The 26,640-nt window shown below is 71.9% G+C and carries 23 protein-coding genes; 15 read left to right on the forward strand and 8 right to left on the reverse strand.

The annotated features are described in order from the left end of the window. Window positions 1–6: 6 nt before the first annotated feature. Both ACQPXB_RS24370 and ACQPXB_RS24375 read left to right on the forward strand, forming a co-directional pair. Window positions 7–2,145 (forward strand): acetate--CoA ligase family protein, encoded by a 2,139-nt coding sequence (locus ACQPXB_RS24370; protein ID WP_432856316.1) that lies wholly within the window; start codon window positions 7–9, stop codon window positions 2,143–2,145. Between the two features lie 173 nt (window positions 2,146–2,318). Beyond that, complete coding sequence (locus ACQPXB_RS24375; protein ID WP_432856319.1) at window positions 2,319–3,722, forward strand: OFA family MFS transporter; 1,404 nt, start codon at window positions 2,319–2,321, stop codon at window positions 3,720–3,722. Window positions 3,723–3,782: 60 nt separating this feature from the next. Here the strand turns inward: ACQPXB_RS24375 and ACQPXB_RS24380 are convergent, their stop codons facing one another. Beyond that, entirely contained in the window at window positions 3,783–4,520 is a 738-nt protein-coding gene (locus ACQPXB_RS24380) for a GntR family transcriptional regulator (protein WP_366582009.1), read from the reverse strand. 292 nt (window positions 4,521–4,812) lie between these two features. On the opposite strand from ACQPXB_RS24380, the gene ACQPXB_RS24385 reads away from it, so the two are divergent. From ACQPXB_RS24385 to ACQPXB_RS24415, 7 genes are all read left to right on the forward strand, one after another. Next, the gene (locus ACQPXB_RS24385) at window positions 4,813–5,799 is read left to right on the forward strand and encodes a 2-dehydropantoate 2-reductase (protein WP_386945695.1); all 987 of its coding nucleotides are present in this window, start codon (window positions 4,813–4,815) and stop codon (window positions 5,797–5,799) included. A gap of 32 nt (window positions 5,800–5,831) precedes the next feature. Then, window positions 5,832–7,769 (forward strand): molybdopterin oxidoreductase family protein, encoded by a 1,938-nt coding sequence (locus ACQPXB_RS24390; RefSeq protein ID WP_432856324.1) that lies wholly within the window; start codon window positions 5,832–5,834, stop codon window positions 7,767–7,769. A 10-nt stretch (window positions 7,770–7,779) separates the two neighbouring features. After that, window positions 7,780–9,561: an NAD(P)H-dependent oxidoreductase subunit E gene (locus ACQPXB_RS24395; RefSeq protein ID WP_432856327.1), complete on the forward strand. Its 1,782-nt coding sequence runs from the start codon at window positions 7,780–7,782 to the stop codon at window positions 9,559–9,561. Window positions 9,562–9,595: 34 nt separating this feature from the next. After that, window positions 9,596–10,519: a 2Fe-2S iron-sulfur cluster-binding protein gene (locus tag ACQPXB_RS24400; RefSeq protein ID WP_366582013.1), complete on the forward strand. Its 924-nt coding sequence runs from the start codon at window positions 9,596–9,598 to the stop codon at window positions 10,517–10,519. A 121-nt stretch (window positions 10,520–10,640) separates the two neighbouring features. Then, on the forward strand, window positions 10,641–11,720 hold the full coding sequence (locus ACQPXB_RS24405) for an acyl-CoA dehydrogenase family protein (protein ID WP_432856330.1): 1,080 nt from the start codon (window positions 10,641–10,643) through the stop codon (window positions 11,718–11,720). Window positions 11,721–11,817: 97 nt separating this feature from the next. Continuing rightward, entirely contained in the window at window positions 11,818–12,645 is an 828-nt protein-coding gene (locus tag ACQPXB_RS24410; RefSeq protein WP_432856333.1) for a hydroxypyruvate isomerase family protein, read from the forward strand. Continuing rightward, entirely contained in the window at window positions 12,642–13,532 is an 891-nt protein-coding gene (locus ACQPXB_RS24415) for a 2-hydroxy-3-oxopropionate reductase (protein ID WP_432856336.1), read from the forward strand. The genes ACQPXB_RS24410 and ACQPXB_RS24415 overlap by 4 nt, the downstream gene beginning before the upstream one ends. A 196-nt stretch (window positions 13,533–13,728) precedes the next feature. Here ACQPXB_RS24415 and ACQPXB_RS24420 read toward each other — a convergent pair whose 3' ends face one another. After that, window positions 13,729–14,541, reverse strand: a complete 813-nt coding sequence (locus ACQPXB_RS24420; protein ID WP_432856339.1) for a helix-turn-helix transcriptional regulator — start codon at window positions 14,539–14,541, stop codon at window positions 13,729–13,731. Between the two features lie 10 nt (window positions 14,542–14,551). Beyond that, window positions 14,552–15,169, reverse strand: coding sequence for a hypothetical protein (locus ACQPXB_RS24425; RefSeq protein ID WP_432856342.1), 618 nt, complete (start codon window positions 15,167–15,169; stop codon window positions 14,552–14,554). 137 nt (window positions 15,170–15,306) lie between these two features. Between ACQPXB_RS24425 and cmtR the strand changes: the two genes are divergently transcribed. Then, complete coding sequence (gene cmtR / locus ACQPXB_RS24430) at window positions 15,307–15,651, forward strand: Cd(II)/Pb(II)-sensing metalloregulatory transcriptional regulator CmtR (protein WP_386945687.1); 345 nt, start codon at window positions 15,307–15,309, stop codon at window positions 15,649–15,651. Window positions 15,652–16,153: 502 nt separating this feature from the next. Beyond that, complete coding sequence (locus ACQPXB_RS24435) at window positions 16,154–16,861, forward strand: cation transporter (protein ID WP_432856345.1); 708 nt, start codon at window positions 16,154–16,156, stop codon at window positions 16,859–16,861. Window positions 16,862–17,045: 184 nt separating this feature from the next. On the opposite strand, the gene ACQPXB_RS24440 is transcribed toward ACQPXB_RS24435, so the two are convergent. Then, the gene (locus tag ACQPXB_RS24440; RefSeq protein WP_432856348.1) at window positions 17,046–18,050 is read right to left on the reverse strand and encodes a cation diffusion facilitator family transporter; all 1,005 of its coding nucleotides are present in this window, start codon (window positions 18,048–18,050) and stop codon (window positions 17,046–17,048) included. A 67-nt stretch (window positions 18,051–18,117) separates the two neighbouring features. Here ACQPXB_RS24440 and ACQPXB_RS24445 point away from each other — a divergent pair, with 67 nt between their 5' ends. Together ACQPXB_RS24445 and ACQPXB_RS24450 are read left to right on the forward strand one after the other, a co-directional pair. Continuing rightward, complete coding sequence (locus ACQPXB_RS24445) at window positions 18,118–18,480, forward strand: ArsR/SmtB family transcription factor (RefSeq protein ID WP_364177866.1); 363 nt, start codon at window positions 18,118–18,120, stop codon at window positions 18,478–18,480. A gap of 65 nt (window positions 18,481–18,545) precedes the next feature. Beyond that, window positions 18,546–19,043, forward strand: coding sequence for a MarR family winged helix-turn-helix transcriptional regulator (locus tag ACQPXB_RS24450; protein ID WP_432856352.1), 498 nt, complete (start codon window positions 18,546–18,548; stop codon window positions 19,041–19,043). Between the two features lie 595 nt (window positions 19,044–19,638). Here ACQPXB_RS24450 and ACQPXB_RS24455 read toward each other — a convergent pair. Further along, the gene (locus tag ACQPXB_RS24455) at window positions 19,639–20,115 is read right to left on the reverse strand and encodes a single-stranded DNA-binding protein (protein ID WP_432856355.1); all 477 of its coding nucleotides are present in this window, start codon (window positions 20,113–20,115) and stop codon (window positions 19,639–19,641) included. 196 nt (window positions 20,116–20,311) lie between these two features. On the opposite strand from ACQPXB_RS24455, the gene ACQPXB_RS24460 reads away from it, so the two are divergent. Further along, window positions 20,312–22,522, forward strand: coding sequence for a glycoside hydrolase family 15 protein (locus tag ACQPXB_RS24460; protein ID WP_432856358.1), 2,211 nt, complete (start codon window positions 20,312–20,314; stop codon window positions 22,520–22,522). A 527-nt stretch (window positions 22,523–23,049) separates the two neighbouring features. Here the strand turns inward: ACQPXB_RS24460 and ACQPXB_RS24465 are convergent. Further along, window positions 23,050–23,877: an SDR family oxidoreductase gene (locus ACQPXB_RS24465; RefSeq protein WP_432856361.1), complete on the reverse strand. Its 828-nt coding sequence runs from the start codon at window positions 23,875–23,877 to the stop codon at window positions 23,050–23,052. A gap of 91 nt (window positions 23,878–23,968) precedes the next feature. Between ACQPXB_RS24465 and ACQPXB_RS24470 the strand changes: the two genes are divergently transcribed. Beyond that, window positions 23,969–24,841 (forward strand): helix-turn-helix domain-containing protein, encoded by an 873-nt coding sequence (locus ACQPXB_RS24470; protein WP_432856364.1) that lies wholly within the window; start codon window positions 23,969–23,971, stop codon window positions 24,839–24,841. Here ACQPXB_RS24470 and ACQPXB_RS24475 read toward each other — a convergent pair. Both ACQPXB_RS24475 and ACQPXB_RS24480 read right to left on the reverse strand, forming a co-directional pair. Further along, window positions 24,774–25,628 carry a hypothetical protein gene (locus ACQPXB_RS24475; protein WP_366582028.1) on the reverse strand — a complete coding sequence of 285 codons (855 nt, stop codon included), beginning with the start codon at window positions 25,626–25,628 and terminating at the stop codon, window positions 24,774–24,776. The genes ACQPXB_RS24470 and ACQPXB_RS24475 overlap by 68 nt on opposite strands. After that, entirely contained in the window at window positions 25,625–26,626 is a 1,002-nt protein-coding gene (locus tag ACQPXB_RS24480; RefSeq protein WP_366582029.1) for an SPFH domain-containing protein, read from the reverse strand. The genes ACQPXB_RS24475 and ACQPXB_RS24480 overlap by 4 nt, the downstream gene beginning before the upstream one ends. Between the last annotated feature and the right edge of the window lie 14 nt (window positions 26,627–26,640).

Raw genomic sequence — 26,640 nt, forward strand, 5'->3', positions numbered from 1 at the left:
AGCTGGATGACCACGGGAACCGGCCGCGCTGCGGTCGAGAAGATCCTGGAGAAGGCGGCGGCCGAGGGGCGCTCGTCCCTCACCGCCCCCGAAGGCCGCGCCGTGTGCGAGGCCTACGACATTCCCACCCCGGCCGAGCGGCTGGCGACCTCGGCCGACGAGGCGGTGGCGCAGGCGCAGGAGATCGGCCTGCCGGTGGTGCTGAAGATCGTGTCGCCCGACATCCTGCACAAGACCGAGGCCGGCGGCGTGCTCGTCGGCCTGCGCACGGCCGAGCAGGTGGCCGACGGGTACGCCACGATCCTCGCCAACGCCGAGGCGCACGACGCCGACGCGGACATCGTCGGCGTGCAGGTGCAGCAGATGCTCACCACCGGCCAGGAGGTGATCATCGGGTCGGTCACCGACCAGACCTTCGGCAAGATCGTCGCCTTCGGGCTCGGCGGCGTGCTCGTCGAGGTGCTCAAGGACGTGACCTTCCGGCTGGCCCCCACGAGCGAGGCCGAGGCACTGTCCATGGTGGACGGTATCGCGGCGGCCGAGGTCCTCGACGGGGTGCGCGGCAGCGAGGCGGTGGACAAGAAGGCGCTCGCGGGCATAGTGAACAAGCTCTCGCAGCTCGTCACGGACTTCCCGCAGCTGGCCGAGGTCGACCTCAACCCGGTGCTCGCCACGGCCGCCGGCGCGACCGCGGTCGACGTGCGCATCCTGGTCGACCCGGACGCGGCCAAGGAGCCGGTGCGGTTCACGCAGGAGGAGATCCTCGCGTCGATGAACCGGATCATGAAGCCGGCCGCCGTCGCGGTGATCGGGGCTTCGGCCGAGGCGGGCAAGATCGGCAACTCGGTGATGAAGAACCTCGTCAACGGCGGCTACGCGGGCGAGATCTACCCGATCAACCCCAAGGCCTCGGAGATCCTCGACCGCAAGGCGTACGCGAGCATCGGCGACGTACCCGGCGACGTGGACGTCGCGGTCTTCGCCATCCCGGCGAAGTTCGTGCCCGCCGCGCTCGAAGAGGCCGGCGCGAAGGGCGTGGCCGGCGCGATCCTGATCCCGTCCGGGTTCGGAGAGACCGGCAACATCGAGCTGCAGGACGAGGTCGTGGCGATCGCGCGCAAGCACGGCGTGCGCGTCCTGGGGCCGAACATCTACGGCTACTACTACACGCCGGAGAACCTGTCGGCGACCTTCTGCACCCCGTACGACGTCAAGGGCGGTGTCGCGCTCTCCTCGCAGAGCGGCGGCATCGGCATGGCGATCCTGGGCTTCAGCCGGTCGGCCGGCATGGGCGTGTCGTCCATCGTGGGCGTGGGCAACAAGGCGGACATCGACGAGGACGACCTGCTCACCTTCTTCGAGCACGACGACAACACCCAGCTCGTCGCGATGCACCTCGAAGACCTCAAGGACGGCCGCTCGTTCGCGGAGACCGCCAAGCGCGTCTCGGCGAAGAAGCCGGTCGTCGTCCTGAAGGCCGGGCGCACGTCGCAGGGCGCGAAGGCGGCCAGCTCGCACACCGGCGCGCTGGCCGGCAACGACAAGGTCTACGACGACATCCTGCGCCAGAGCGGCGTGATCCGGGCGCCGGGGCTCAACGACATGCTGGAGTACGCCCGCGGCATCCCGCTGCTGCCGGCTCCGCAGGGCGAGAACGTCGTGATCATCACCGGCGCCGGCGGCTCGGGCGTGCTGCTGTCGGACGCCTGTGTGGACAACGGCCTGTCGCTGATGGAGATCCCCGACGACCTCGACGCGGCGTTCCGGGAGTTCATCCCGCCGTTCGGCGCGGCCGGCAACCCGGTGGACATCACGGGTGGCGAGCCGCCGTCGACCTACCGGAACACGATCGCGCTCGGTCTTTCCGACGAGCGCGTCCACTCCCTGATCCTCGGCTACTGGCACACGATCGTCACGCCGCCGATGGTGTTCGCCGAGCTCGTGGTGGACGTGGTCGAGGAGTTCCGCCGCAAGGGGATCCACAAGCCGGTGGTGGCGTCGTTGTCCGGGGACGTCGAGGTGGAGGCCGCGAGCGACCACCTCTACGCCAACGGGATCGTCGCCTACCCGTACACGACCGAGAAGCCGGTGGCGGTACTCGGTGCCAAGTACCGCTGGGCGCGGTCGGCCGGGCTGCTCGGCTGATCACTTCCGGCGAGGAGGAAGGAGGCGTATCTTGCCGGACACCTAGCCGTCGGCCACAGCGGGGGACACGAGCACGCAAGAAGCGCCGGGCGCGCGCGGTCGCGCCCGGCGGGGGACAAGGAGCCACCCCACTCAGAGGGAACCGAAGTCAACGTTGACGAAAGAGAACTCTCATGACCGCAGCCCTACCGACGTACCAGGAGATCGTCGACGACAACGGACGCAAGTACCGGATCGGTGAGAGTCCCAGAGACATCATGGGCCGCTCACGCGCATTCATGGTCTGGCTGCCGTGGGTCGCCATGATGGCGGTGAGCGTGTTCGAGTACGGCTGGGGAGCCGTCGAAGGCACGCTCGAAGAGAAGTACGGCTGGTCGTTGTCGGACGCGTTCTGGCTGGCCAGCATCTGGGCCGTGTTCCAGGCCGGGGTCGCGTTCCCGGCCGGCCGGCTGCGCGAGAAGAACATCGTCTCGGCGAAGACCGCCATGCTCGTCGGCGCGGTCTTCTCCGGGATCGGCTACTTCACCATCGCGCACAGCGGCAACCTGGTGCTCGCCTTCATCGGGTACTCCGTGCTCGGCGGCACGGGCGCCGGATTGGTCTACGCCACCTGCATCAACATGGTCGGCAAGTGGTACCCCGAGAAGCGCGGTGCGCGCACCGGCTTCGTGAACGGCGGGTTCGCCTACGGTTCGGTGCCGTTCATCTACCTGTTCAGCGCCTTCCTCGGGCACGAGAACCTGACCATCACGCTCGACGCCATCGGCCTCTACATGCTGCTGGTCGTCGGGATCTGCGGGTTCCTGTTCAAGGACCCGCCGAAGAACTGGTGGCCGTCCGAGGTCGACCCGATCGCGTGGCTGAAGGGCAAGGCGGCGGGCAGCGCCAAGAGCCTGGAGAAGAACCCGCCGGCCGTCCGGCAGTTCACGCCGATGGAGGCGATCAGGACCGGCATGCTCCCGCTGATGTGGGTCACGCTGATCGTGATCGGCGGCGTGTCGTTGTTCGGCATCAACTTCCAGGTGCCCTTCGCCGAGGAGAGCCACTTCGGCGCGTTCGTGGCGGCCTCGTCGGCCGGCATCCTCGCGATCGTCAACGGCGTCGGCCGCGGCCTGGTCGGCTGGGCGTCGGACCGCATCGGGCGCAAGCAGACGCTGTTCTGGGTGCTCGTGATCGCGGCGGTCGCGCAGTTCGGCGTGATGTGGTCGGGCAACACGCACAGCCTGTTCTGGTTCATGGTGTTCGCGGTCCTGACCGGGTTCGGCAGCGGCGCGTTCTACCCGCTGTTCGCCGCGCTCGTGCCGGACTACTTCGGTGAGAACCACAACGCCACGAACTACGGCCTCGTCTACAGCGCCAAGCTCATCGGCGGTGTCGGCGGCGGTGGTCTCGCCGCGGGCGTGATCGCGGCGTGGGGCTACACCGGTGCCTACGTCCTGGCCGGCTGCATCGCGTTGCTGTCCGCCGTCATGGTGCTGTTCCTGCGCCAGCCGGGCCGCCGCAGTGGCCCGACCGCCTCGGAGGAGACCGGCGTGGTCGCGCAGGCCTCACCGGCCACCGGGAGCGCCGGCAGCTGACGCCTGCCGGGGTTTTCGGTACAGGGCCCGGGAGTGAGGGGGCGGCTGACGCCCGCCCCCTCACTCCCGGGCTGCTTCGGGCCGCTCGTGGAACGCCTGACGCGTGCGTTCCGTGTGGTGGGCCATGATCTTTTCCGCCTTCTCGACTTCGTGGGCCGCGACGGCTTCGATCAGCTCGGCGTGCTCCGCCCACGCGTCGTGGCCGCGGGGCCGGGCGATCGGCGTGTAGTACCAGCGCACGCGGCGGTCGACGAGCCCGATCAGCTCGGCCAGCACGGCGTTGCCGGTCAGCTCGGTGAGGAACGCGTGCAGGTCGGCGTTGGCCGAGACCAGGCCTTCGCTGTCGTCGGCGGCCAGGGCTTCGAGGCCGGCGTTCTGCAGCTCCCACAGCCGGGCGACGTCCGCTTCGGTCGCGCACGCGGCCGCCAGCCGCGCAGAGTGGGTCTCGAGGACGGCGCGGACACCGAGCAGCTGGTCGGCCTCCTCGTCGGTGGGCATGTGCACGAACGCGCCCTGCGCGGGCCGCAGGTCGACCCAGCCCTCGGTCTGCAGGCGCTGCAGCGCTTCGCGCACCGGCTGGCGGCTCACGCCGAGGTACTCGGCCAGGTCGGCCTCGACGAGGTGCTGCCCGGGTTCGAGCGTGCGGTTGATGATGAGCTCGGCCAGCGCGTCGTACACGACCTGGCGCAGCGGCGCCGGCCGCTCCACGCGCTGGGCGGACTTGGCCGCGAGCGACCCCTTGGCCGTCCGCCGACCGGTGGGCCCGCGCTCGGGCAGGGGAGAGGCGGTCTGGGTCACGGGGCACCTCTGGTCCGGGTAGACGCGGTCCGGCCGAATGCGGGAAACCGCGGGAGTTCGTGGAGCTGAGGCAAGAATACAGGTTTTGGTATGCAAAATCCCAACTCTTCACTCTGTGGCCTGGATCTCACCCGAAGTGGATCAATCGGACAGGCCTGAAATGACAATCAGTATCGGGTGCGCCTGCTCCGCCCGGGTGTCATCGGCGAATCCCATCACCGGATCCTGGCATCGCACGGCTTCTCGGGATACTGTATGCAATCGCTGTGTTCGACCGAGCGGGAGGCACACCATGCGGGTTGCTGTTCTGGGCGCGGGCGCGATCGGCGCCTACGTCGGTGCGGCCATGCACCGAGGCGGCACCGAGGTCCATCTGGTCGCGCGCAAGGCGCACCTCGAGGCGATGCGCGAACACGGAGTGCGGGTGCTCAGTCCCCGCGGCGACTTCACCGCGCATCCCCACGTCACCGACGACCCGGCCGAGATCGGCCCGGTCGACTTCGTCTTCCTCGGGCTCAAAGCCCACTCCTACCCGAGCAGCGGCCCGCTGCTCGAGCCACTGCTGGGCCCGGACACCGCGCTCGTCGCGGCGCAGAACGGGATCCCGTGGTGGTACTTCCACGGCCTCACCGGACATCCGTTGGAAGGCCACCGGGTCGAGACCGTCGACCCGGACGGCGAGACCAGCCGGGTGATGGCCGTCGAGCGCGCCATCGGGTGCGTCGTCTACTGCTCCACCGTGATCGAGGAGCCGGGCGTGATCCGCCACCTCGAAGGCACGCGGTTCTCCCTGGGCGAGCCGGCGGGCGGGGTCTCACCCCGCTGCGTCGCGCTGTCGGAGGCGATGATCGAGGGCGGTCTCAAGGCGCCGGTCGAGCCGAACCTGCGCGACGACATCTGGGTCAAGCTCATGGGCAACGTCGCCTTCAACCCGTTGAGCGCCCTGACGCGGGCGACGATGGCGCAGATGTGCGAGCACGACGACACGCGCGAGCTCGTCGCCACGATGATGACCGAGACCCTCGCGATCGCCCGGGCCGCGGGGGCGGATCCCCAGGTCTCCGTGGAGAAGCGGATCGACGGCGCCTGGCGCGTCGGGCACCACAAGACGTCGATGCTGCAGGACCTCGAGGCCGGCAAGCCGCTGGAGATCGACGCGATCATCGGCGCCGTCGTGGAGCTGGCCGAGCTCACCGGGGTGCCCGCGCCCGCGCTGCGCCACGTGCACGCGGCCATCGGCCTGCTGAACCGCACGGCCACCGCCGTGCCGGTCGGCTGACACCCATCCCACCACCTCCTGGAGGCAGAAAGATGAAGCGCAGGAAGGACACCACGCCGTACGCCCGGCTCACGGAGCCGCTGGTGCGGGACTCCGGTGTGCTGCGGCCGGCGACGTGGGAAGAGGCGCTCGACCGCGCCGCCGCGGGGTTCCGGCGCACGCTGGAGACGAAGGGCCCCGAGGCGTTCGGCATGTTCTCCTGCGCGCGGGCCACGAACGAGATGAACTTCGTGGCCCAGAAGTTCACCCGCGCGGTGATGGGCACGAACAACGTCGACTCGTGCAACCGGACCTGTCACGCGCCCAGCGTGGCGGGGCTGGCGCGGGTGTTCGACAGCGGCGGCGGCACCTCGTCGTACGCGGAGATCGAAGACGCCGACGTGATCGTGATCTGGGGCGGCAACCCGCGCGAGGCACACCCGATCTTCTTCCAGCACGTGCTCAAGGCCGTCCACAAGGGAGCGAAGCTCTTCGTGGTGGACCCGCGCCAGACGAGCACCGCGAAGTGGGCGCACCGGCAGCTGCAGCTGGAGGTGGGCACCGACATCCCGCTCGCCAACGCGATCGCGCGGGAGATCATCCACTCCGGACTGGCCAACACCACGTTCATCGAGCGGGCCACGGAGGGCTACGAGGAGTTCGCCGCCTCCGTGGAGCCGTGGACGCTCGAGGTCGCCGAGCAGGTCACCAAGGTGCCGGCCGAGCTCATCAAGGAGCTGGCCCACACCTACGCGCGCGCCGACCGCGGGCAGATGTCGTGGACGCTGGGCATCACCGAGCACCACAACGGCACCGACAACGTGCTGTCGCTGATCAACCTGTCGCTGCTGGCCGGGCAGGTCGGGCGCTACGGCGCCGGGTTGAACCCGTTGCGCGGGCAGAACAACGTGCAGGGCGGCGGCGACATGGGCGCGATCCCGGACCGGATGCCGGGGTTCCAGGACATCCTCGACCCGGCCGTGCGCGCGAAGTTCGACGCGGCGTGGGGCTCGCAGATCCCTCCGCACAAGGGCAAGAACCTCACGCAGATGCTCGAGGCGATGGAGGACGGCCTGATCACCTGCGTGTACGTGATCGGGGAGAACCCGGTGCAGTCCGAGGCCGACTGCGAGCACACGATCAAGCGCCTGTCGAACATCGAGCACCTGGTGGTGCAGGACATCTTCCTCACCAAGACCGCCCAGCTCGCCGACGTGGTCCTGCCGGCGTCGGCCGCGTGGTGCGAGAGCGACGGCACCTTCACCAACAGCGAGCGGCGCGTGCAGCGGGTGCGCAAGGCCGTGAACCCGCCGGCCGGCGCGCGGGACGACATCGAGCTGCTGAGCGAGCTCGCCCGCCGGCTGGGCCACGACTGGCACTACAGCGGCGACGACGGCCGCGAGGTGTGGGACGAGCTGCGCTCGCTCTCGCCGATGCACGCCGGCATGAGCTACGAGCGGCTCGAGGACCTCGGCGGCATCCAGTGGCCGTGCTACAGCGAGGAAACGCTGGAACCGTCGTACCTGCACGGCCGGCTGTGGGCCGAAGACCCGGCCGAGCGTGGCCGCCCGGCGCCGTTCACCGTGCTGCGCCACAGCCCGCCGGTCGACGTGCTCGACGACGAGTTCCCGCTGCGCCTCACCACGGGCCGGCGGCTGGACTCGTACAACACCGGCGTGCAGTCGGGCGGGTTCCCGTCGCCGCTCCGGCGGGGCGAGACGCTCGACCTGTGCTCGGCCGATGCCGCGCAGCTCGGGGTGGCGGAGGACGAACTGGTGCAGATCTCGTCGCGGCGCGGTGCGATCGTCGCGCCGGTGCGGATCGACGAGGGGCTGCGCCCGGGCCTGGCGTTCATGACGTTCCACTTCCCGGACGAGATCGACGTCAACGTGATCACGATCGAGGCGACGGACCCGGTGGCCGGTACCGCGGAATACAAGGCCGCGGCCATCCGCGTGGACAAGCTGCCCGCCGACGCGGTCGCGGGCTGAGGGGGCGGGGATGGATCTCCAGTTCCTCGACGCCAAGGCTTCCTTCGAAGAACGCGCGGCGATCGACGCGCTGCCCGAGGGCGCGGCCCGGGACCAGCTGCTGCCCGCCTTGCACGCGGTGAACGACCGCGTCGGCTGGATCAGCCAGGGCGCACTGAACTACATCTGCGAGAAGCTGCACGTGCCGCCGGCCGAGGCGTACGGCGTCGCGAGCTTCTACTCGCTGTTCTCGCTCACCGAACAGCCGGAACGCGTGGTGCACGTGTGCACCGACCTCGCGTGCCGCGTCAACGGGGCCGACACGGTGTGCGACACGCTCACCGAGCACGTCGGGCCCGCGGGCAAGGCGCGCGGGGGAGTGACGTGGCTGCGCAGCCCGTGCCTGGGCGTGTGCGAGAAGGCGCCCGCGGCGCTGGCGTTCGAGGCCGGCGACCCGCCGGGCAGCGAGCTGCTCGCGCCCGCCACCGGCGCGTCGGTGGTGCTGGCCGCGCGCCGGTCGCCGTCCACTGAGGACGGCCCGGCGCCGGTGCTGCACCAAACGGATCGGGAGTCGCTGCGGCTGTTGCGCCGGGTCGGCGCGGTCGACCCGGAGAGCCTCGACGACTACCGCGCCACCGGTGGCTACGCGGCCCTGCGCAACGCGTTGCGGCTCGGGCCGAACGGCGTGATCCGCGAGGTCACCGACTCGGGGCTGATGGGCCGCGGCGGCGCCGCGTTCCCGACCGGGCGCAAGTGGGAGGGCGCGGCCCGCCAGCCCGCGCTGCCGCACTACCTGGTGTGCAACGCGGACGAGAGCGAGCCCGGCACGTTCAAGGACCGGGTGCTGCTGGAGGGCGACCCGTTCGCGCTGGTCGAGGCGATGACCATCGCCGGGTTCGCGACCGGTGCCACGCGCGGTTTCCTCTACCTGCGCGGCGAGTACCCGCGGGCACGCCGGCTCGTGCAGAACGCCATCGACGTCGCCCGGGAGCGCGGGTTCCTCGGTGCGGACATCATGGGGCACGAGGGGTTCTCGTTCGACATCGAGATCCGCCGCGGCGCCGGTGCGTACATCTGCGGCGAGGAGACGGCGATCTTCAACTCGATCGAGGGCTTCCGCGGGGAGCCCCGGTCGAAGCCGCCGTTCCCGACGGAGCAGGGCCTGTTCGGCAAGCCGACGGTGGTCAACAACGTCGAGACGCTGGTCAACGTGCCCCTGATCCTCACAGCCGGCTACGCGGCCTACCGGGAGATCGGCACGGAGAAATCGGCCGGGCCCAAGCTGTTCTGCCTCTCGGGCAACGTGCGCAAGCCCGGCGTGTATGAGGTCCCGTTCGGCACCACGCTGCGCGAGCTGCTGGAGCTGGCCGGGGGCGTGCCGGAAGGCCGTGAGCTGCGGGCGGTGCTGCTGGGCGGCGCGGCCGGCGGGTTCGTGCGGCCCGACGAGCTCGACCTGCCGCTGACGACGGAGGACGCGCGCGCCGCCGGCACCACGCTCGGCTCCGGCGTGGTGCTGGCGCTGGACGATCAGGCCGACCTCGGCGGGTTCCTGCTGCGCATCGCGTCGTTCTTCCGCGACGAGTCGTGCGGGCAGTGCGTGCCCTGCCGCATCGGCACGGTCCGGCAGGAGGAGGCCGTCAGCCGCATCGTCGGCGGCCGCAAGCTGAGCACCGGTGCCGACGATCTGGCGCTGCTGCGCGAGGTCGGGCAGGTGATGCGGGACTCGTCGATCTGCGGGCTGGGGCAGACGGCGTGGAACGCGATCGAGTCGGCCGTCGAGCGGCTGGGCGCGTTGGACGGAGGACAGCGATGACTACCGACGACACACTCCCTCCCGTGGAGGAGTCATGACCATTGTCGAGATAGGCCTGCCGAAGCGGCTGGTCGAGTTCACTGTGGACGGTGAGACCGTCCGGGTGCCCGAGGGCGCGACGATTCTGGACGCGTGCTCGGCTGCGGGGAAAGAGATCCCCACGCTCTGCTACGGCGACACGCTGAAACCCGCCAACGCGTGCCGGGTGTGCATGGTCGAGGTCGAGGGTTCGCGCACGCTGGTGCCGTCGTGCTCCCGCAAGGCCGAGCCGGGCATGGTCGTGCACACGGATTCCGAACGCACCCGCACGAGCCGCAAGGTGGTACTGGAGCTGCTCGGCTCGGCCACGGACCTGTCGACCACGCCCGGCGTCGCCGAGTGGATGGCGGAGACGGGCGCCGACCCCGAGCGGTTCGGCCCGCCGGCCCCGCCCTCCGACGAGCGCGACGACGCCTTGCCGGGCGAGCACGAGCCCGTCGACGGCCTCACCGCGGCCACCGTCCGTCAGCCGGTCAAGGTCGACAACGCTCTCTACGTGCGGGACTACGGCAAGTGCATCCTGTGCTACAAGTGCGTCGACGCCTGTGGCGACCAGTGGCAGAACTCGTTCGCCATCTCCGTGGCCGGCCGCGGTTTCGGGGCGCGGATCTCCACGGAGTTCGCGACTCCGTTGCCCGACAGCGCGTGTGTCTACTGTGGAAACTGCGTCGAGGTCTGTCCCACGGGCGCGCTGAGCTTCAAGGCCGAGCACGACAAACGCGAGGACGGCACCTGGGACGAGTCCGCGCAGACGCAGACCACCACGGTCTGCACGTTCTGCGGGGTGGGCTGCAACCTCACGCTCCACGTGCAGGACAACGAGATCGTGAAGGTCACGAGCCCGCACGACAGCTCTGTGACCCACGGCAACCTCTGCATCAAGGGCCGCTTCGGCTGGCAGCACGTGCAGAACACCTGACGGCGGCCCCGACCCGCCTGCCCCGGACCCGCCGTCCCCCGTCCCGGCTGCCTCAGCCGACGTGCGCGGACGGCGGGTCCCGCGCGCTCTTTCCCTGCCGAAAACCTGAGCGAAGGGGGCAATGGTGCCTTCCGTCGAAGAAATCTCCCGAGTCGTGACTTCCGCTGTCGCACCGGCCGCGGCCGAGGCCGATCGGCTCGCGCGGTTCCCGCGAGGGGCGATGGCCGCGTTGAGCCGCAAGGGCGTGCTGGCACTGACGGCGTCGCGGCGGCTGGGCGGGGGCGGCCACGGGCTGGCCGAAGCCGCGCGGGTGGTCGAGGTGGTGGCGCGGTCGTGCGCGAGCACGGCCACGGTGCTGCGTTCGCACTTCGCGGCCGTCGCGGTGCTGGAGGCGCACGCGGACCAGTCCGTGCGCGCGGAGCTCGCCGCGGGCCGCCACCTCAGCACGCTGGCGCTCGTCGACGCGGGGCCCGGCAGCCGCCTGCTCGCGCCGGACGGCGGGGCCGGTGCGCACGGCGGGGTCGTGGACCTGACCGGCCGCAAGGCCGGGGTGATCGCGGCGGGGGAGGCCGACAGCTACGTGTGGTCGAGCCGGCCGGCGAGCGGCCGGGGTGGCGCTTCGGTGTGGTTCGTGCCCGGCCACGCGCCCGGGCTGTTCGTGCCCGCCGCCGGTGGCGGCCTGGGGCTGCGGGCGAGCGCGACCACCACCGTGTGCGCGGATCCGGTGCAGCTGCCGGAGAACACGGTCCTCGGCCGGGACGGCGACGGAGCCGAGGTGGTGCTCGATCTGGCGCTGCCGTGGTTCCTCGGCCTCGGCGCGGCGGTCGCGCTGGGCCTCGCGGAGGCGGCGATCGAGCGGGTCTCGCGGGACGGGTCCGGCGCGGATCTCGCGCGCCTGCGCCTGCGTTCCTCCGCCGTGCGGGTGCTGGCCGCCGACGCGTTCGCCACCTACAGCTGGGATCCCGTGCACGCGTTGCCGAAGTTCTTCCACCTCTGGCTCACCGCCGCGGAAACCGTCACGGCGACCACCGAGGTGGCGCTGCGGCTGTGCTCGGGCTACCCGGGTGACCCGGTGCTCGAACGCTGCTTCCGCGACGCGCGGGCGCACTGCGCGCTGGAGCCGACTGTCGACACCGTGGTGGACCTCGCCGCCCGTGTGAACGGCGACGGCGCGAGCCGGGAACTGCACGCGGCCCGTTGACCCGGCACAGCTCTGACGGCTATTCTCGAACTACGGAAGAAAGCTTCCACGATACGAAATCAAGAGGTCAGAGCAATCCGATGAGCCGAGGTATCCGATGACCGGTCCCGCCGGGGTGCGGCACTCGCTGCCCTACACCGCCAACCTGTCGATCCTGTTCACCGAGCTCCCGCTGCTCGAGCGCGCCGAGGCCGCTCGGGCAGCGGGCTTCACCGCGGTCGAGTACTGGTGGCCGTTCGACGGCGCCGACCCGCGCCCGGTCGAGGTCGAGAGGTTCGTGCGTTCCATCGAGCAGGCCGGGGTGCGGCTGACCGGGCTCAACCTGTTCGCCGGCGACATGGCCGCGGGCGAGCGCGGGCTCGTGTCCTGGGTCGGGCGCGAGGCGGAGTTCGCCGTGAGCCTCACGATCGCGATCGGCATCGCGGAGCGGCTCGGCTGCCGCAGCTTCAACGCGCTGTACGGCAACCGGCTCGACGGCGTCGCACCGTCCGAACAGGACGCGCTGGCGCTGGAGCACCTGGCGACGGCCGCCGAAGCGGCGGGCAAGATCGGGGCTCAGCTGGTGCTGGAGCCGCTCTCGGGCACTCCGGCCTACCCGCTCAAGACGGCCGCGGACGCCGTGGCGGTGATGGACCGGCTGGGGCTCGACAACGTCCGGCTGCTCGCGGACCTCTACCACCTGGCGGTGAACGGCGACGACCTCGACTCCGTGATCGCCGGGTACACCCCGCGCACCGGGCACGTGCAGATCGCCGACGCGCCGGGCCGGCACCAGCCGGGCACGGGGGAGCTGGACCTCGAAGGACACCTGGAAAAGCTGGAGGCGGCGGGCTACCGCGGGCACGTGGGGATCGAGTACAAACCGGACGGTCCCACACTCGCGTCGCTGGCCTGGCTTCCGGAAGAGCGAAGGGGAGACAAATGAGCAAGGTGGGCTTCATCGGTCTCGGCGTGATGGGTACGCCGATGGCCGCGCACCTGGCCGGTGCGGGACACGACGTGAGCGGCTTCGACCTGAGCGCGGACGCGCTGGCGAAGCTGACGGCGGCGGGCGGGCGCGCGGCGTCCGATGTGGCCGACGCGGTGGCCGAGGCGGACGTGGTCGTCACGATGCTGCCCGACCACCCGCAGGTCGAGCAGGTGGTGCTGGCGGCGGGCGGGGTGCTCGACATCGTGAAGCCGGGCACGCTGCTGGCCGACATGAGCACCATCCGGCCGGAGACGTCGATCGCCGTCGCCAAGGCCGGTGGTGCCAGGGGGATCCGGGTGCTCGACGCGCCGGTCTCCGGGGGCCAGGCGGGCGCGGAGCAGGCCGCACTGTCCATCATGGTCGGTGGCGAGGCCGAGGACTTCGAGGCGGCCAAGCCGATCTTCGAGGTGCTGGGCAAGACGATCGTCCACGTGGGACCGCACGGCGCGGGCCAGGTCGTGAAGGCGGCCAACCAGCTCGTGGTCGGCGGTATCTACGGGCTGGTCGCCGAGGCGATCGTGCTGCTGGAGGCGTCCGGAGTGGACGCGGGCACCGGGCTCGACGTGCTGGCGGGCGGGCTCGCCGGCAGCCGGATCCTGGAGCTCAAGCGCAAGTCGATGGTCGCGCGGCAGTTCCAGCCGGGCTTCCGGATCGACCTGCACCACAAGGACATGGGCATCGCGCTCGCCGCAGCGCGCCAGGCCGACGTCGCCCTGCCGCTGACCGGGCTGGTCGCCCAGCTGGTGGCCGCCGGGCGCGCCATGGGCCACGGGTCGCTGGACCACTCGGCGCTGCTGAAGGTCGTCGAGGAACTCTCGGGCCGCGAGTCGGCGGAGGTCTGACGAGAATCCCGGTCGTGGTGGGCGACCTGTTCTTATGGGCTCCGTGACCGGCCTGATCCACTCATCGGTGGTGCGGGGGCGCGGAAGCCGAGCGCACCGCGGCCGGTTGTCGTGGGCCCGTGATCGAGCGGGAGGTGAGTTTCTGCCGTGGGCGGGCCCGGGTGTGCGGGGCCCGCCCACGGCAGTGCGTTGCCTGCTACCTGCTCTCGACGAGCGTGGCCAGCGACGCGAGCGCCTCGGCGTGGCCGGTGCCCGGGGCGGCGTGAAAGACCACGAGCGACAGGGCGTCCGGGCCGGGGAGGTTGAGTTTGTCGCTGTGGAGGTCGAGGGGGCCGGCCGCCGGGTGGCGGAAGCGGGCGAGGTGGCCGGTGCGGGGCTTGATGTCGTGGCGGGACCACAGTTCGCGGAAACGCTCGCTCTTCGCGGAGAGCTCCGTGACGAGTTCGGTGGCGGCGGGGTCGCCGACGTCGCGGCCGAGCGAGGCGCGCAGGCCGCCCACGCCGTCGGCGGTCGTCTCGTGCCAGTCGACGCGGAAGTCGCGCTCGGCGGGGTCGAGGAAGACCTCGCGCAGGAGGTTGTGGCCGACCGCGTAGTGCGGGGAAAGCGCGGTGGCGATGGCGTTGGCGGCGAGGACGTTGGTGAGGCGGTCCTGCACGTACGCGGGGGTGGTCGGCCACGTGCCGATCAGCTCGGCGATGCTCGGCGGCACCACCGGCGCCGGGCCCGCGGTGGTGGCGGGCGCGGGGGCCGTGAGGCTGTGGAGGTGGTCCGTGGCGTCGTCGTCGAGGCCCAGCACGCGGGCGAGCGCGTCGAGGACCTGCGCGGACGGGTTCTGGTCGCGGCCCTGCTCGAGGCGCATGTAGTAGTCGCTGCTGATTCCGGCCAGCAGCGCCAGCTCCTCGCGGCGCAGGCCGCGTACGCGCCGGCGCCCACCGGCGGGCAGGCCGACGTCTTCGGGCGAGACGAGCTCGCGCCGCGCCCGGAGGTAGTCGCCGAGGAGGTTGTCCACGCGCCCCAGTCTACGAGAGCGCGGCCAGGAGTCCGAAGTAGACGGCGCCGCCCACCACCGCGCCGACGAAGGCGCCGCTGGTCACCTCGGGCACCGTGTGGTCACCGAGCTCCACGCGCGACCACGCGACCCACAGCACGAACGGCGCCAGCAGGAGCAGCCACGGCCCGTACACCCACACGAGCATCACTGTCGCGCCCGCGGCGACCTCGGCGTGGATGGAGATCTTGAACTTCAGTGCGAACGTGATCGCCACCGCCACCACCAGGCACGCCAGCTCGGTCGCCGTGAGCGCGATCAGCTCCCGCGGCGCCCCGCCCACGATCAGCACCACGAACCCCGCGACCAGCGAGCCCAGGCACACCGCGAACGGCACCATCCGCCCCGCCCGGTTCGTCACGTGGTGCGAGTCCCACTTGCCGCGCCGCGCCCCGCGCACGATGACGGCCATCGGAATCAGCGACGCGGTCACCCCCACGACCAGGCCCCACAGCACGGTCGCCCCGACCCGGTGCCCGGTCACCTCCCACGCCACCGCGAGCGGCAACCCCAGCACCCACACCCACGGCGCCAGCACTTCCGTCGCGACGCGCGCCGCGCCGCGCTGCACCGTGCCGGTCGCCGACATCGATCTCCTCGCGTCGTGGGGGATCCGCCGCTTCACGCGCCGGCTCGCAAATCCTACGGCGGCCCGCGTTCGCCGTTGTCTCGGTCTTCGGTTCAGGGACTGTCCAATAGATCAGCCGGTGCTGTACTGTTCGGCCCATGCTGAGCTGTGAAACCCGCGAATCAGCCCTCGCCCGGATCGGCCGCGCCCTCGCCGACCCGACGCGCTGCCGCATCCTCGTCGCCCTGCTCGATGGTGTGGCCTACCCGGCACGCCTGGCCGAGACACTCGGGTTGAGCCGGTCCAACGTCTCCAACCACCTGTCCTGCCTGCGTGGCTGCGGCCTCGTCATCGCCACCTACGAGGGCCGCCAGGTCCGCTACACCCTCGCCGACCCCCACCTGGCCCACGCCCTCTCCGAACTGACGCAGGTCGTCCTCGCCGTCGCCCCGACCCCCGACTGCGCGGATGAGGACGTACCCGCGGTGGAGGCCACCCGATGACTCCCGAAGCGCAGCTCACGGCGGCGGCTGTCGAAGCGCGCGGCGGTGGCGCCGGCTGCTGTGCGCCGGCCACTCGTCGGACCGCTTCGACGGCTGTCGACCGCACCGGCGCCGGATCGTCTTCCGCGCCGCATGCCTTTTCCGCCCGTCGGCGCCGCGATTGCGACCTTTCGCGCGGGCGAGGACCGGCTCGGCAGGGCGATGGCTTGATGAGTCATGAATCGCGGGCCGAACCGTCGGCCGCCGACGACGACCGCGGCGTTCCCGGCTACTGCGCGCCCGAACGGACGGCCTCGAACGATCGGCGCCGCGCGCCCGCACTTCTGGATGCGATGCCCGCGAACCGGTGGCCTCGGGCGGATCTGAGGCGTGTGCCGGCGGCTGTTGTCGAGAGGCGTGGCGGTGCTGGTTGTTGCGTGCCCGCGTCGGTGGTTGTGGATGGTCGGCGCCGCGTGGGCGCGGTGGGTTGCGTGGGTGAAGGTGTGGCTGCTGTGGAGGTGGCGTGGTGAGTCACGAGGCGCGGGTCGAACCTGAGGCGGTCGACGAGTGTTGTGGTGGCGCCGGCTGCTGTGCGGCCGAGGAGCCGGCGGGCGACCGGCGGGTGCCTGTCGTCGCGGAGGAGCGGCGGCGCGTGTTGGCGCGGCGGGTGCGGTGGCTGGTGGCGGGGACGATCGCGTACAACGTCGTCGAGGCGGTGGTCGCGCTGGTGGCGGGGGAGGCGGCGGGCTCGGGCGCACTGGTGGGGTTCGGGTTGGATTCCGTGGTGGAGGTGGCGTCGGCGGCCGCGGTGGCGTGGCAGTTCGCCGGGGCGGATCCGGAGCGGCGGGAGCGGGCGGCGCTGAAGGTGATCGCGGTGTCGTTCTTCGTGCTGGCGGCCTACGTCGTGACCGATGCCGGGTTGGCGTTGGCGCGGGGGAGCGAGGCTGGGCACTCGACCGTCGGCATCGTGCTGGCGGCGGTTTCGCTGGCGGTGATGCCGGTGCTGTCGGCCGCGCAGCGCAGGGCCGGCCGCGAGCTCGGCTCCGCGAGCGCCGTGGCCGACTCCAAGCAAACGCTGCTGTGCACTTACCTCTCGGCGGTGTTGCTGGCCGGGCTGCTGCTCAACACGCTGTTCGGCTGGTACTGGGCCGACCCGGTCGTCGCGCTGGTCATCGCGGCGGTCGCGGTGCGGGAAGGCCGCGAGGCCTGGCGCGGAGAGCACGGCTGCTGAGTGCGCCTCAGCCCGCGGTCGCGGGCGAGCCACCACTGCAACCCCCGCAGCACGACCGCGAACGCGATGAACACGCCCACCAGCAGCACCGAACCGTCGAAATCACTCACCGCACGCTCTCTTCCCACGCGTCACCCTGACGAACCCCAGCGTGCGACGGCGGCGCCCGGCTCGCGCGCGGCGCTCACGCTTCCTTGACGCCCGCGGCGACGACGTTGACGTCACGCGCCGGATGCGCGTGGATCAACGCCCGCGCGAGCCGCGGCAAGGCCGTCGCCATGCGCTGCTCGGCGGCGTGCGCGATGCCGTGCGCCTCGGCCAGCGTGCGACCGGGGTCCACCGACACCTCCGCCTCGGCCGCGAGGGTGTGCCCGATCCAGCGCAACCGGATCACGTCGACGCCCAGCACGCCGGGCGTCTCGGCGAGCGCGTGTTCGGCGTCGTCCACCAGGTGCGGGTCGACGGCGTCGAGCAGCCGGCCGAACACCTCGCGCGCGGCGTCGCGCAGCACCAGCACGATCGCCACCGTGATGAGCAGCCCCACCACCGGATCCGCCCACGTCCAGCCGACGAGCGCCCCGCCCGCCGCGAGCACCACGGCGAGGCTCGCGAACCCGTCGGTCCGCGCGTGCAGCCCGTCCGCGACGAGCGCCGCCGACCCGATCCGCCGCCCGACGCGGATGCGGAAGCGCGCGACGAGCTCGTTGCCCACGAAACCGATCACGCCGGCGAGCGCCACCCATCCGGCGCCCGTCATCGGCCGCGGGTTCAGCAGGCGGTCGATCGCCTCGTAGCCCGCGAGCACCGCGGACCCGGCCATCACCACGAGAATCACCAGACCCGCGAGGTCCTCGGCGCGCCCGAGCCCGTGCGTGAAGCGGCGCGTCGCCTGCCTCCGCGCGAGCAGGAACGCGACCGCCAGCGGCACGGCGGTCAGTGCGTCGGCGAAGTTGTGCAGCGTGTCGCCGAGCAGCGCGACCGACCCGGTGAACCCCACGACCACCAGCTGCGCGACCGCCGTCGCCAGCAGCCCGGCGAACGACAGCCACAACGCGCGCATCCCGGAGCGGCTCGCCTCGAGCGTGTCGTCGACGAGCTCCGCCGACTCGTGGCCGTGCGGTTTCAGGGCGTGCTTGAGCCGGCTCCAGTGCCCGTGGCCGTGCCCATGCCCGTGTCCTGCGCTTTCCATGTCCGGAACGGTAGCAGAACGAATGAAGATATGTTCATGTCTCCTGTCGTGTTCTAGTCTCCTCTCCATGGGACACGGGGTCGAAGGGCGTCGCCGCCCCGCGGGACCGCTCGACGCGACCACCGCGGCCGCGGTCGCCACCACACTGCAGGCCCTCGCGACCCCGAGCCGCCTGCTCATCCTCAGCGCACTGCGCGAACAGCCCCTCGCCGTCGGCGACCTGGTGGCCGCGGTCGGGATGGAGCAGTCGGCCGTGTCGCACCAGCTGCGGCTGCTGCGCAACCTCGGGCTGGTCGTCGGCACCCGCAACGGCCGCAGCATCGTCTACAGCCTGCACGACAACCACGTCGCCCAGCTGCTCGACGAGGCCGTCTACCACAGCGAGCACCTGCGGCTCGGGGTCGCGGACCGCGCGGGTGAGGCCGGGTAAACCGCGGCGGCGCCGGGGTGTGTCTCGGGCGGTGGGTACTCCTCTCGTTCGCCTAGACTTCAAGTGTGAGCGAGACTTGCGATGCCGTCGACGAGGTCATCGCTCAGTGGCGGCAGGAACGGCCGGACCTCGACCTGTCCGCCATGGACGTGTTCGGCCGGCTCTCCCAGCTGACCCGGGTGGTCGAGTCCGTCGTGGAACGGGTGTTCACCGAACACGGCCTGCGCCCCGGCGAGTTCGACGTGCTCGCCGCGCTGCGCCGCACGGGCTCGCCCTACACGCTCACCCCCTCCGAACTCTCGGCCGCGCTGATGACCTCCCGCGCCGGCATGACCAACCGCCTCGACCGCCTGGAGGCCGCGGGCTACGTCGAGCGCAGCCTCGACCCGGCCGACCGCCGCAGCTTCCGCATCACCCTCACCCCGGCCGGCCGCGACGTCATCGACGCGACCCTCACCGACCACGCAGCCGGTCTCGCGAAACTCCTCTCTTCGGCCACGACCCCCGACGACGCGGCGACGTTGAGCCGCATCCTCAAGGCGATGCTCGCGGAACTGCGCTGAGGGCCGTCGGCCGGGCTGAACCGTCCTGTGTGGACGGACCTGGCGGCGGCTGATCGCGGACAACCACCGCGGCGGTCGTCGGATGACCGCATCGACCGGCAGCCGCATGGCTGCGGCCAGGCAAGCTCGACCGCGGTCCGGCCACGGTGATGGCCCGCGGCGCCATCCCACACGGGACGACACGTGACGACGGTGCAGGCCGCACGGATCGCCGACGATCGAACGCCGGCAGCCGGCCACCGAACCTCCGCGACGGCCGGGCGGTGTTCAAGCTCGCCCGCCGGCCGGGTGTGGTGCCGAGGGCAGCCGGCCTCTGTGGCGGCCACTGCCGGACTGTCGGCGGTGCGCTCCGGTCAGTCCCGATGATCGGGGTCGGGTCTGCGACTGGGTGCCTCAGCACTAAAGCGGTGTCGTCGCAACCGATCCGCGGCATCCGCAAGTCGCAGTGCTCATCCTCCAAGCCGGGATCGCGCGATTGCTGATCCTCCCTTTGGCGCGCGACGACGAAACGTCCATCCCGGCCTGCCCGACGCCACCGCGCCCGGCAACGCACCGCGGCTGAGCCGAACGCCCCAGCGTGTGCCGGCGGGTGACGTCAGAACGGCGGATCCCCCGCGCCCGCGGTGACCGGCATCGGGGCGGCCGGGGACCACGGGCTGTCGGAACTGCCCGAGCTTTCCGGGGAATCGCCGGCCGGCGGCCCGGAACGGTTGGCGCGGTTGACTTTGGCCGTGGCGTAGCGGAGGGAGGGGCCGATCTCGTCGACCTGGAGTTCCACGACGGTGCGGCGTTCGCCTTCGTTGGTGTCGTAGGAGCGTTGGGTGAGGCGGCCCTGGACGATGACGCGCGTGCCGCGGGTGAGGGATTCCGCGGCGTTTTCGGCGGGCTGGCGCCAGAGCGAGCAGCGTAAGAAGAGGGCTTCGCCGTCTTTCCATTCGCCCGTGGCGCGGTCGAAGGTGCGCGGGGTGGACGCGACGGTGAAGTTGGCGACCGCGGCGCCGGACGGGGTGAAGCGCAGCTCCGGGTCGGACGTGAGGTTGCCGACGATGGTGACGACCGTGTCTCCGGCCATGGTGTTCTCCTTGGGGTTCCGGCGGCGCCCCGGGGTGGGGGCCGCTTCCGGGATTCAGGAGACCATCCGGGTACGACAGTTTCTCCGGCAGCGGTCGTCACCCCATCAGGTGGTGTGCCGGAACCCTTCCTTCGGCCGTGGCCGGACGGGCGCGGCCACGGCACGATGGGCGGCCGAGGCGGCGGAAAGGGAGCGGATGAGGATCTGGCGGAAAGCCCGCGCGGCAGTGCTGGCGTTGGCATTGGTGGCGAGCACCGCGGCAACCCCCGCGAGTGGCACCGCGACCGACTGCTGCGGTGGCCCCTCGTCGTGGACCACCGGGGACAAGTCCGCGCTCGGCACCTCGGCGACGACGCAGAGCCCGGTCTGGTTCACCGTCGCGGACGGCGTGACGTCGGAGGTGTTCTACCCGCGCGTGGACGTCCCCGAGACGCAGGACATGCAGTACGTCGTCACCGACGGCTCCTCGTTCGTCGACCTAGAGCGCGACGCGACCGACCACGTCGTCTCGATGCCCGACGAGAAGTCGCTCGAATACACCGTCACCAACACCGCGAAGAGCGGCCGCTACCGCATCACGACCACGTACGTCACCGACCCGGCCCGCGCGACGCTCGTGACCCGGACCCGGTTCCAGGCGCTCGACGGTGGCACGTATCGGCTTTACCTGCTCGCCAACCCGTCCATGGCCGGCGGCGCGGGCGGGGACGCCGCGTCGTGGGACGGCAATGGGCTCGTGGCGAGCGGTACGGAGAACCTCTTCGGCACGACGACCACCGTCGTGTCCTCACTGCGCGCGTCGACCGGATTTTCGGCGCACGACAACGGATACTCCGGCGCCGCCAGCGACTGTCCCGTCGACCTGCGCGCGGATCACCGGCTGGACAACGGGTTCGATGCGGTTTCGGGCGCGGGCAACGTGGTCCAGTGTGGACAGATCCCGGTCGCCGCGGACACCACGTTCACCGTCGCCCTCGGCTACGGATCGACCGCGCAGGCGGCGGCGAGCGCGGCAACCGGCTCACTCACCGCGGGGTTCAGCGCGCTGGAATCCGGTTACCGCACGGGCTGGAACTCCTACGTCGGCAGCCTCAAGCCCGCCCCGGCGAGCGTCGTGGGGGACCAGCAGCGGCGGCGTGCGTATTACGTCGCCGCGATGGCGTTGCACGCGGCCGAGGACAAGACGTTCCGCGGGGCCGGCGTTGCCGGGCTGGCGACGCCGTGGGGCGACGTCGTCAACGGCGACAGCCTCGGCGACGGTTACCACCGCGTGTGGGGCCGCGACCTCTACCAACAGGCCACCGGTCTCCTGGCCGCCGGCGACACGGCGCAGCCGAAACGCATGGCGCAGTTCCTGTGGAACTCGCAGTGGATCGGCTCGCCGACCGCCGGCGACGGCACGACGTACCCGGCCGGCGCGTTCCCCCGCTACAGCCCCGTGAGCGGCGTCGCCGGCGCCAGTGCGCAGCAGCTCGGGTGCTGCGAGCAGCTCGACCAGGACGCCGACGCGATCGTGCTCGCGTGGCTGACCGGTCTCACCGACGCCGCCACGTACGCGAAGGTCAAGGTCACCGCCGAGCACCTGCGCACGAGCGGTCCCGCCACGACCGAACGCTGGGAAGAACAGTACGGCCGGTCGCCCTCGTCGATCGCCGCCGAGATCGCGGGGCTGGTGACGGCAGGCGCGATCGCCCGGGCCAACGGTGACACTGCGAGCGCCGCCACGTGGGAGTCCACAGCGGACTCGTGGCGGGCTTCGCTCGACTCGTGGACCGTGACGACGTCCGGCTTCTGGGGCGGCCACACGTACTACGAGCGCCTCGACAAGGGCACCGACCCCAACGACGGCGGGCAGATCTGCTTCGACGAAGGCTGCTTCTACGAGCACGACGTGGTCGACTTCGGCTTCCTCGACCTCGTTCGGCTCGGCGTGCGCGCGCCGGCCGACCCGACGATCGCCGCCTCGATCGCCCCGACGGCCGCCGCGTCGGACGGCAACGCACCGATGCAGGCCACCCTGCCCAACGGCGACGTCTACTTCCACCGCTACCCGCACGACAACTACGGCGAAAGCACCTCCGCGTGCACCGGCTGGCCCGCCGGCGGCCCGCAACGCTTCGGGCGGCTGTGGCCCGTGCTGTCCGGCGAGCGCGGCGAGTACGAGCTCGCCAACGGCCGCTCGGCCGCGGTCTACCTCAAGTCCATGGCCGACGCCGCCAACGACGGCTACTTCATCCCCGAACAGGTGTGGGATCGCGCGAGCGGCTGCTTCTCCCTCGGCCGCCCGACGGGCAGCGCCGCACCCCTGATGTGGGCGGAGGGCCAGTACCTGCGGCTGGCCCAGAGCATGGACGCGGGGCACAACCTCGACACGCCTTCGGTGGTGAAGGAGCGGTACGGCAGCTGAGGTCCGCAAGCCGCGGTCGGCGCGAAGCATTGCTAACGAGTTCGGCCCGCAAGCGCTTCGGGTCGGAATGGACCGGCACGGCGGATGCGGCGCCGGCTCGCGTGACTTCGGCGGCGAAGCACCGCGGACGCCCTTGACGCTTGGCCCGCGACGCTGCCGAGGCCGGCCGCGTCGCGGGCGCAGCGATGGGCGCCGCGGCAACCTCACCTTGCCCTCGACGTGCGAGCCTGCCTCGGCAGCTGAAACGCGGCCCGCGCGAGTGGCGGCTGTCATTCGGCGAACGCGACTGGCGCGGCCCGGCGCGGGCGGGCTCGGCCTCCTGGCGCTTCGGGGCGAAATGCAGCCGACCCTCGAAGACGTCTCCTTCGAGGGTCGGCCGGAACGGCACAGCAGAGGACGCGGCGCCGGCGCGAAGGGACCGGCGCGGCACCTTCCCCGAATACGCACCTGGAGCAGTGCGGCCCGGACCTCACGCGCCTCCGGTGGTCAAAAACCGGCACCGCGGCCGATATCGAGCACCGAAATTCCTACAGATCCGTCGAGAACGCCACGCTCTTCTGCTCCCGCACCTCCGCCAGCCGGGCCTCCAGCGCGGCCGTGATCGCGGTCCACGCGTCGCTGCCGAGGACAAGGCGGCGGGGTGCCGGGGTGTGGTCGACGGTGGCGATCATGGCCGCCGCCATGCGGGCGGGGTCGCCGGGGGCGAGGGTGGTGCGTTCTTCCAGGATCTGGCGGATGCGGGCGGCCGGGGAGGCCGCGTAGGCGTCGATTTTGGGGGCCAGGCGGGAGTTGCCGTAGCGGAATTCGGTGCGGGCGCCGCCGGGTTCGACGAGGGTGACGCCGATGCCGAAGGGCGCGACTTCGTCGGCGAGGGCGTCGGCGAAGCCTTCGATGCCCCACTTCGTCGCGTGGTAGAGCGAGCCGCCCGGCCAGGCGACCTGGCCGCCGACCGAGGAGAGCTGGAGGATGCGGCCGCCGCCGTCGGCGCGGAGGTGGGGCAGCGCGGCGCGGATGAGCTGGATGGAGCCCAGCAGGTTGGTGTCGAGCTGGTGGCGCACCTGCTCGTCGGTGAGCTCCTCGGCAGCGCCCATCAGGCCGTAGCCGGCGTTGCTGACCACGACGTCCAGGCGCCCGAAGTGGGCGTGCGCGGCGTCGACGACCGGGCGGATGGCCGCGGTGTCGGTCATCTCCAGCAGGGAGACGTGGAACGCCGAGCCGTACGACTCCGCGAGGTCGGCCACCGAGCCGGGACGGCGGACGGTGCCCGCGACGCGGTCGCCGGCGGAAAGCAGCTGTTCTGCGAGGTGCCGGCCGAAGCCGGTGCTCACGCCCGTGATGAACCAGGTTCGTGTCATGCCGCCAACCTGGGCCTTCTCGGCCCGGCCGACCAGACCGTGCCGACAGGGGTGCCGTCAGGGCCACCTTCGGCGAATTATCGTGGAGGACATGGCGGGCAACGTGATCGGCGAGTACCTGCGCGCGCGGCGCGAGCAGGTGCGGCCGGAGGACGTCGGGATCACCGTGAACAGCCACCGGCGCGTGCCGGGCCTGCGGCGCGACGAGCTGGCGATGCTCGCCGGCATCAGCACGGAGTACTACACGCGGCTGGAGCAGGGCCGCGACCGCCACCCGTCGGCGCAGGTGCTCGACGCCGTGGCCCGCGGGTTGCGCCTCGACCGCGAGGCCACCGCGTACCTCCACGACCTCGCCGACCCCGCGCTACGCCGTCGCCGTGCGCCGCAGAGCCACGAAAACGTGCGGTCCAGCGTCGCGCGGCTGATCGCGTCGTGGGAGCTGACGCCGGCGTACGTGCAGGGCCGGCACCTCGACGTCCTCGCCGCCAACCCCATCGCGGCCGCGCTGTCGCCCGTGTACACGCCAGGCACCAACCTGTTGCGCGCCGTCCTCCTCGACCCGGCCGCGCAGGAGTTCTTCACCGGCTGGGAGGCGCGGGTCGGCGGGCTCGTCGCGAGCCTGCGGGCCGCCAGTGAGCCGGACGATCCGCGGCTGGCCGGGCTGGTCGAGGAGCTGTCGGAGGAGAGCGAGCTGTTCCGCCGGCTCTGGCCGCGCCACGACGTCCGCCCGCAGCCCGGCGGCGGCACCCACCACCTGTGCCACCCGCGAGTCGGCGAGCTGGACCTGCAGTACGACAAGTTCGCCGTCACCGGAGCCGAAGACCAGCTGATGGTGATCTACCACGCCGAGCCCGGCACCCGGTCGGCCGACGCCCTGCGGAAGCTGGCGGAAGACGTCAGCGGACCAGGTGGAACGCCCGCGCCGCCGGGGCGAACGTCACCGACTGCCCGCGTGTCACGGTGACCGCGTCGTTCTCCAGGCCGTCGCCGAACGCGGTGAGGTGATCGGACTCGACGTCGACCGTCAGCGCCGACGTCGTGAGCTCGCCCTCGGTGAGCGACGTCCCGGTGGTGGGGGAGGGCCAGGCCTCCCGGACGAACCACACGAGCCGGCGTTCGTCGGCGGCCGGCAGGCGCAAGGCGCTGTGCCGCTCCTGCCATACCGACCGGCACCAGCCCGTGGCGCCGGTGCCCGTGCCGACCAGCAGGCCCGACGACGCCTGCCGCTCGGGACCCAGGCGGTAGCGCGCGGTCTGGTGGCTCGGGTGGCCGAGGTAGATCTCGTTGAGCGCCAGCAGTTTCTGGCCGTCGTCGGCGGTCAGCTCGACCATCGTGCGGGGCTCGACCGAGTCCCGCGAGCGCAGCAGGTCCGCCGTGGCCTCGGCCGGGTGGCGCACCAGGATGCCCGGCTCACCCGGCGTGATGCCGACGACGCGCTGGCCCGCGAGGTACTTCGCGACGTTCGCGACCAGCCCGTCCTGCCCGACGACGAGCACCACGTCCTCGGGCGTGAACAGGAACCGCGACAGGTCCGCTCGCTCGACGCTGCCGCGGCGCCAGTCCAGCGGGATGGCGGCCGACACCGCGGTCAGCGCCCGCCGCAGCGCCGCGTCCTGCGCCACCACGTCGTCGAGCGAACGGCCGCGCGTGGCCAGGAAGAACTCGGCCTGGCCGAGGGTGCCGTGGCGGGCGAGCAGCTCGTCGAGCTCGGTGCGCCGGTGCACCACCACGGCCCGCGGGGCGAGGCTCACGACCCGATCCCCAGCCGGGCCAGCAGCGGCGCGATCAGGTCGGGCGTGAGCACGAGGCTGTCGATCTTCGGCAGGTTCGCCGCCAGCTCCTTCACGGCCAACGCGCGCAGCACCGGCTCCGGCAGGTCGCGGTACGCGGCCAGCCGCGCGGCCTCACCGGCCGCCTCCGCTTCGCCGAGCGTCCGCGTGGCCTCGGCCTTCACCTGCGCCAGCCGCGTCTCCCGGCTCGCGCGGGCCTCGGTCTCGATGTGGTCGGCCGCCGCGGCTTCCTCGGCCTGACGCCGGGCGTTGGCGCCGCGCTGGGCCAGCAGCTGCTCCTCGCGCCGGGCGAGCTCGATCTTGTTCTGCAGCTCGTTCTCGCCGATCGCGCGCTCGCGTTCCACGGCCAGCGCCCGCCGCTCGTAGGTCGCGCGGTCGGCTTCCTGCTGCACCTTCTCTCGCGCGGTCGTCTGCAGGGCCTTCTCGACTTCGGGCTCGGCGCGGATCGCGACGACCCGCACGTCGAGCACGGCCGAACCCGTCTGCGCGAGCCGCGTGTCCTCCTCGGCCAGCCCGGCGCGGATGCGGTCGCGCACGGCACCGACGCCGTCGACGAGAGCCTCCGCCAGCGGCGTGCGGGTGAGCACGTCGAGGGCGTACTGCTGCACGTTCTCGGTGAGCAGGCCGCTGATCTGCGCGAGCGGGTCGCCGCGCCACCGGCCCGTGTCCGGGTCGACGGAGAAGTCGATGCGCTGCGCGGCGAGCGCCGGGTCGACCACGCGGAAGGTGAGGGCGAGCTGCACCGTCACGTCCTGGAAGTCGGCCGTGCGGGCGTGGAACAGCAGCGGCAGCTCGCGGTCGTCGACCGGGATCTCCGAGAGGGCCGCGGCCAGCGGCCGGTACCAGAACGACAGCCCGGTGCCGTCGTGCACGAGCTTGCCGCCGCGCAGGTGCCGGATGTGCGCGGTCGGCACCCCTCGCAGGTGCCGGAACCCGAACCGGCGCTTGATGTCCACCATGGGGACCTCCTTAT

The sequence above is a fragment of the Amycolatopsis sp. CA-161197 genome (assembly GCF_050942255.1).
In the GTDB taxonomy this organism is placed as follows: Bacteria; Actinomycetota; Actinomycetes; order Mycobacteriales; family Pseudonocardiaceae; genus Amycolatopsis.

Excerpts from the sequence above, each read along its gene's own strand:
- ACQPXB_RS24465 (WP_432856361.1), bottom strand. The coding sequence starts at position 23,877 with ATGACACGAACCTGGTTCATCACGGGCGTGAGCACCGGCTTCGGCCGG.
- ACQPXB_RS24405 (WP_432856330.1), top strand. The coding sequence starts at position 10,641 with ATGGTGCCTTCCGTCGAAGAAATCTCCCGAGTCGTGACTTCCGCTGTC.
- ACQPXB_RS24415 (WP_432856336.1), top strand. The coding sequence starts at position 12,642 with ATGAGCAAGGTGGGCTTCATCGGTCTCGGCGTGATGGGTACGCCGATG.
- ACQPXB_RS24410 (WP_432856333.1), top strand. The coding sequence starts at position 11,818 with ATGACCGGTCCCGCCGGGGTGCGGCACTCGCTGCCCTACACCGCCAAC.
- ACQPXB_RS24390 (WP_432856324.1), top strand. The coding sequence starts at position 5,832 with ATGAAGCGCAGGAAGGACACCACGCCGTACGCCCGGCTCACGGAGCCG.
- ACQPXB_RS24440 (WP_432856348.1), bottom strand. The coding sequence starts at position 18,050 with ATGGAAAGCGCAGGACACGGGCATGGGCACGGCCACGGGCACTGGAGC.
- ACQPXB_RS24445 (WP_364177866.1), top strand. The coding sequence starts at position 18,118 with ATGGGACACGGGGTCGAAGGGCGTCGCCGCCCCGCGGGACCGCTCGAC.
- ACQPXB_RS24460 (WP_432856358.1), top strand. The coding sequence starts at position 20,312 with ATGAGGATCTGGCGGAAAGCCCGCGCGGCAGTGCTGGCGTTGGCATTG.
- ACQPXB_RS24395 (WP_432856327.1), top strand. The coding sequence starts at position 7,780 with ATGGATCTCCAGTTCCTCGACGCCAAGGCTTCCTTCGAAGAACGCGCG.
- ACQPXB_RS24370 (WP_432856316.1), top strand. The coding sequence starts at position 7 with ATGACCACGGGAACCGGCCGCGCTGCGGTCGAGAAGATCCTGGAGAAG.
- ACQPXB_RS24400 (WP_366582013.1), top strand. The coding sequence starts at position 9,596 with ATGACCATTGTCGAGATAGGCCTGCCGAAGCGGCTGGTCGAGTTCACT.
- ACQPXB_RS24480 (WP_366582029.1), bottom strand. The coding sequence starts at position 26,626 with ATGGTGGACATCAAGCGCCGGTTCGGGTTCCGGCACCTGCGAGGGGTG.
- ACQPXB_RS24385 (WP_386945695.1), top strand. The coding sequence starts at position 4,813 with ATGCGGGTTGCTGTTCTGGGCGCGGGCGCGATCGGCGCCTACGTCGGT.
- ACQPXB_RS24455 (WP_432856355.1), bottom strand. The coding sequence starts at position 20,115 with ATGGCCGGAGACACGGTCGTCACCATCGTCGGCAACCTCACGTCCGAC.
- ACQPXB_RS24425 (WP_432856342.1), bottom strand. The coding sequence starts at position 15,169 with ATGTCGGCGACCGGCACGGTGCAGCGCGGCGCGGCGCGCGTCGCGACG.
- ACQPXB_RS24375 (WP_432856319.1), top strand. The coding sequence starts at position 2,319 with ATGACCGCAGCCCTACCGACGTACCAGGAGATCGTCGACGACAACGGA.
- ACQPXB_RS24470 (WP_432856364.1), top strand. The coding sequence starts at position 23,969 with ATGGCGGGCAACGTGATCGGCGAGTACCTGCGCGCGCGGCGCGAGCAG.
- cmtR (WP_386945687.1), top strand. The coding sequence starts at position 15,307 with ATGCTGAGCTGTGAAACCCGCGAATCAGCCCTCGCCCGGATCGGCCGC.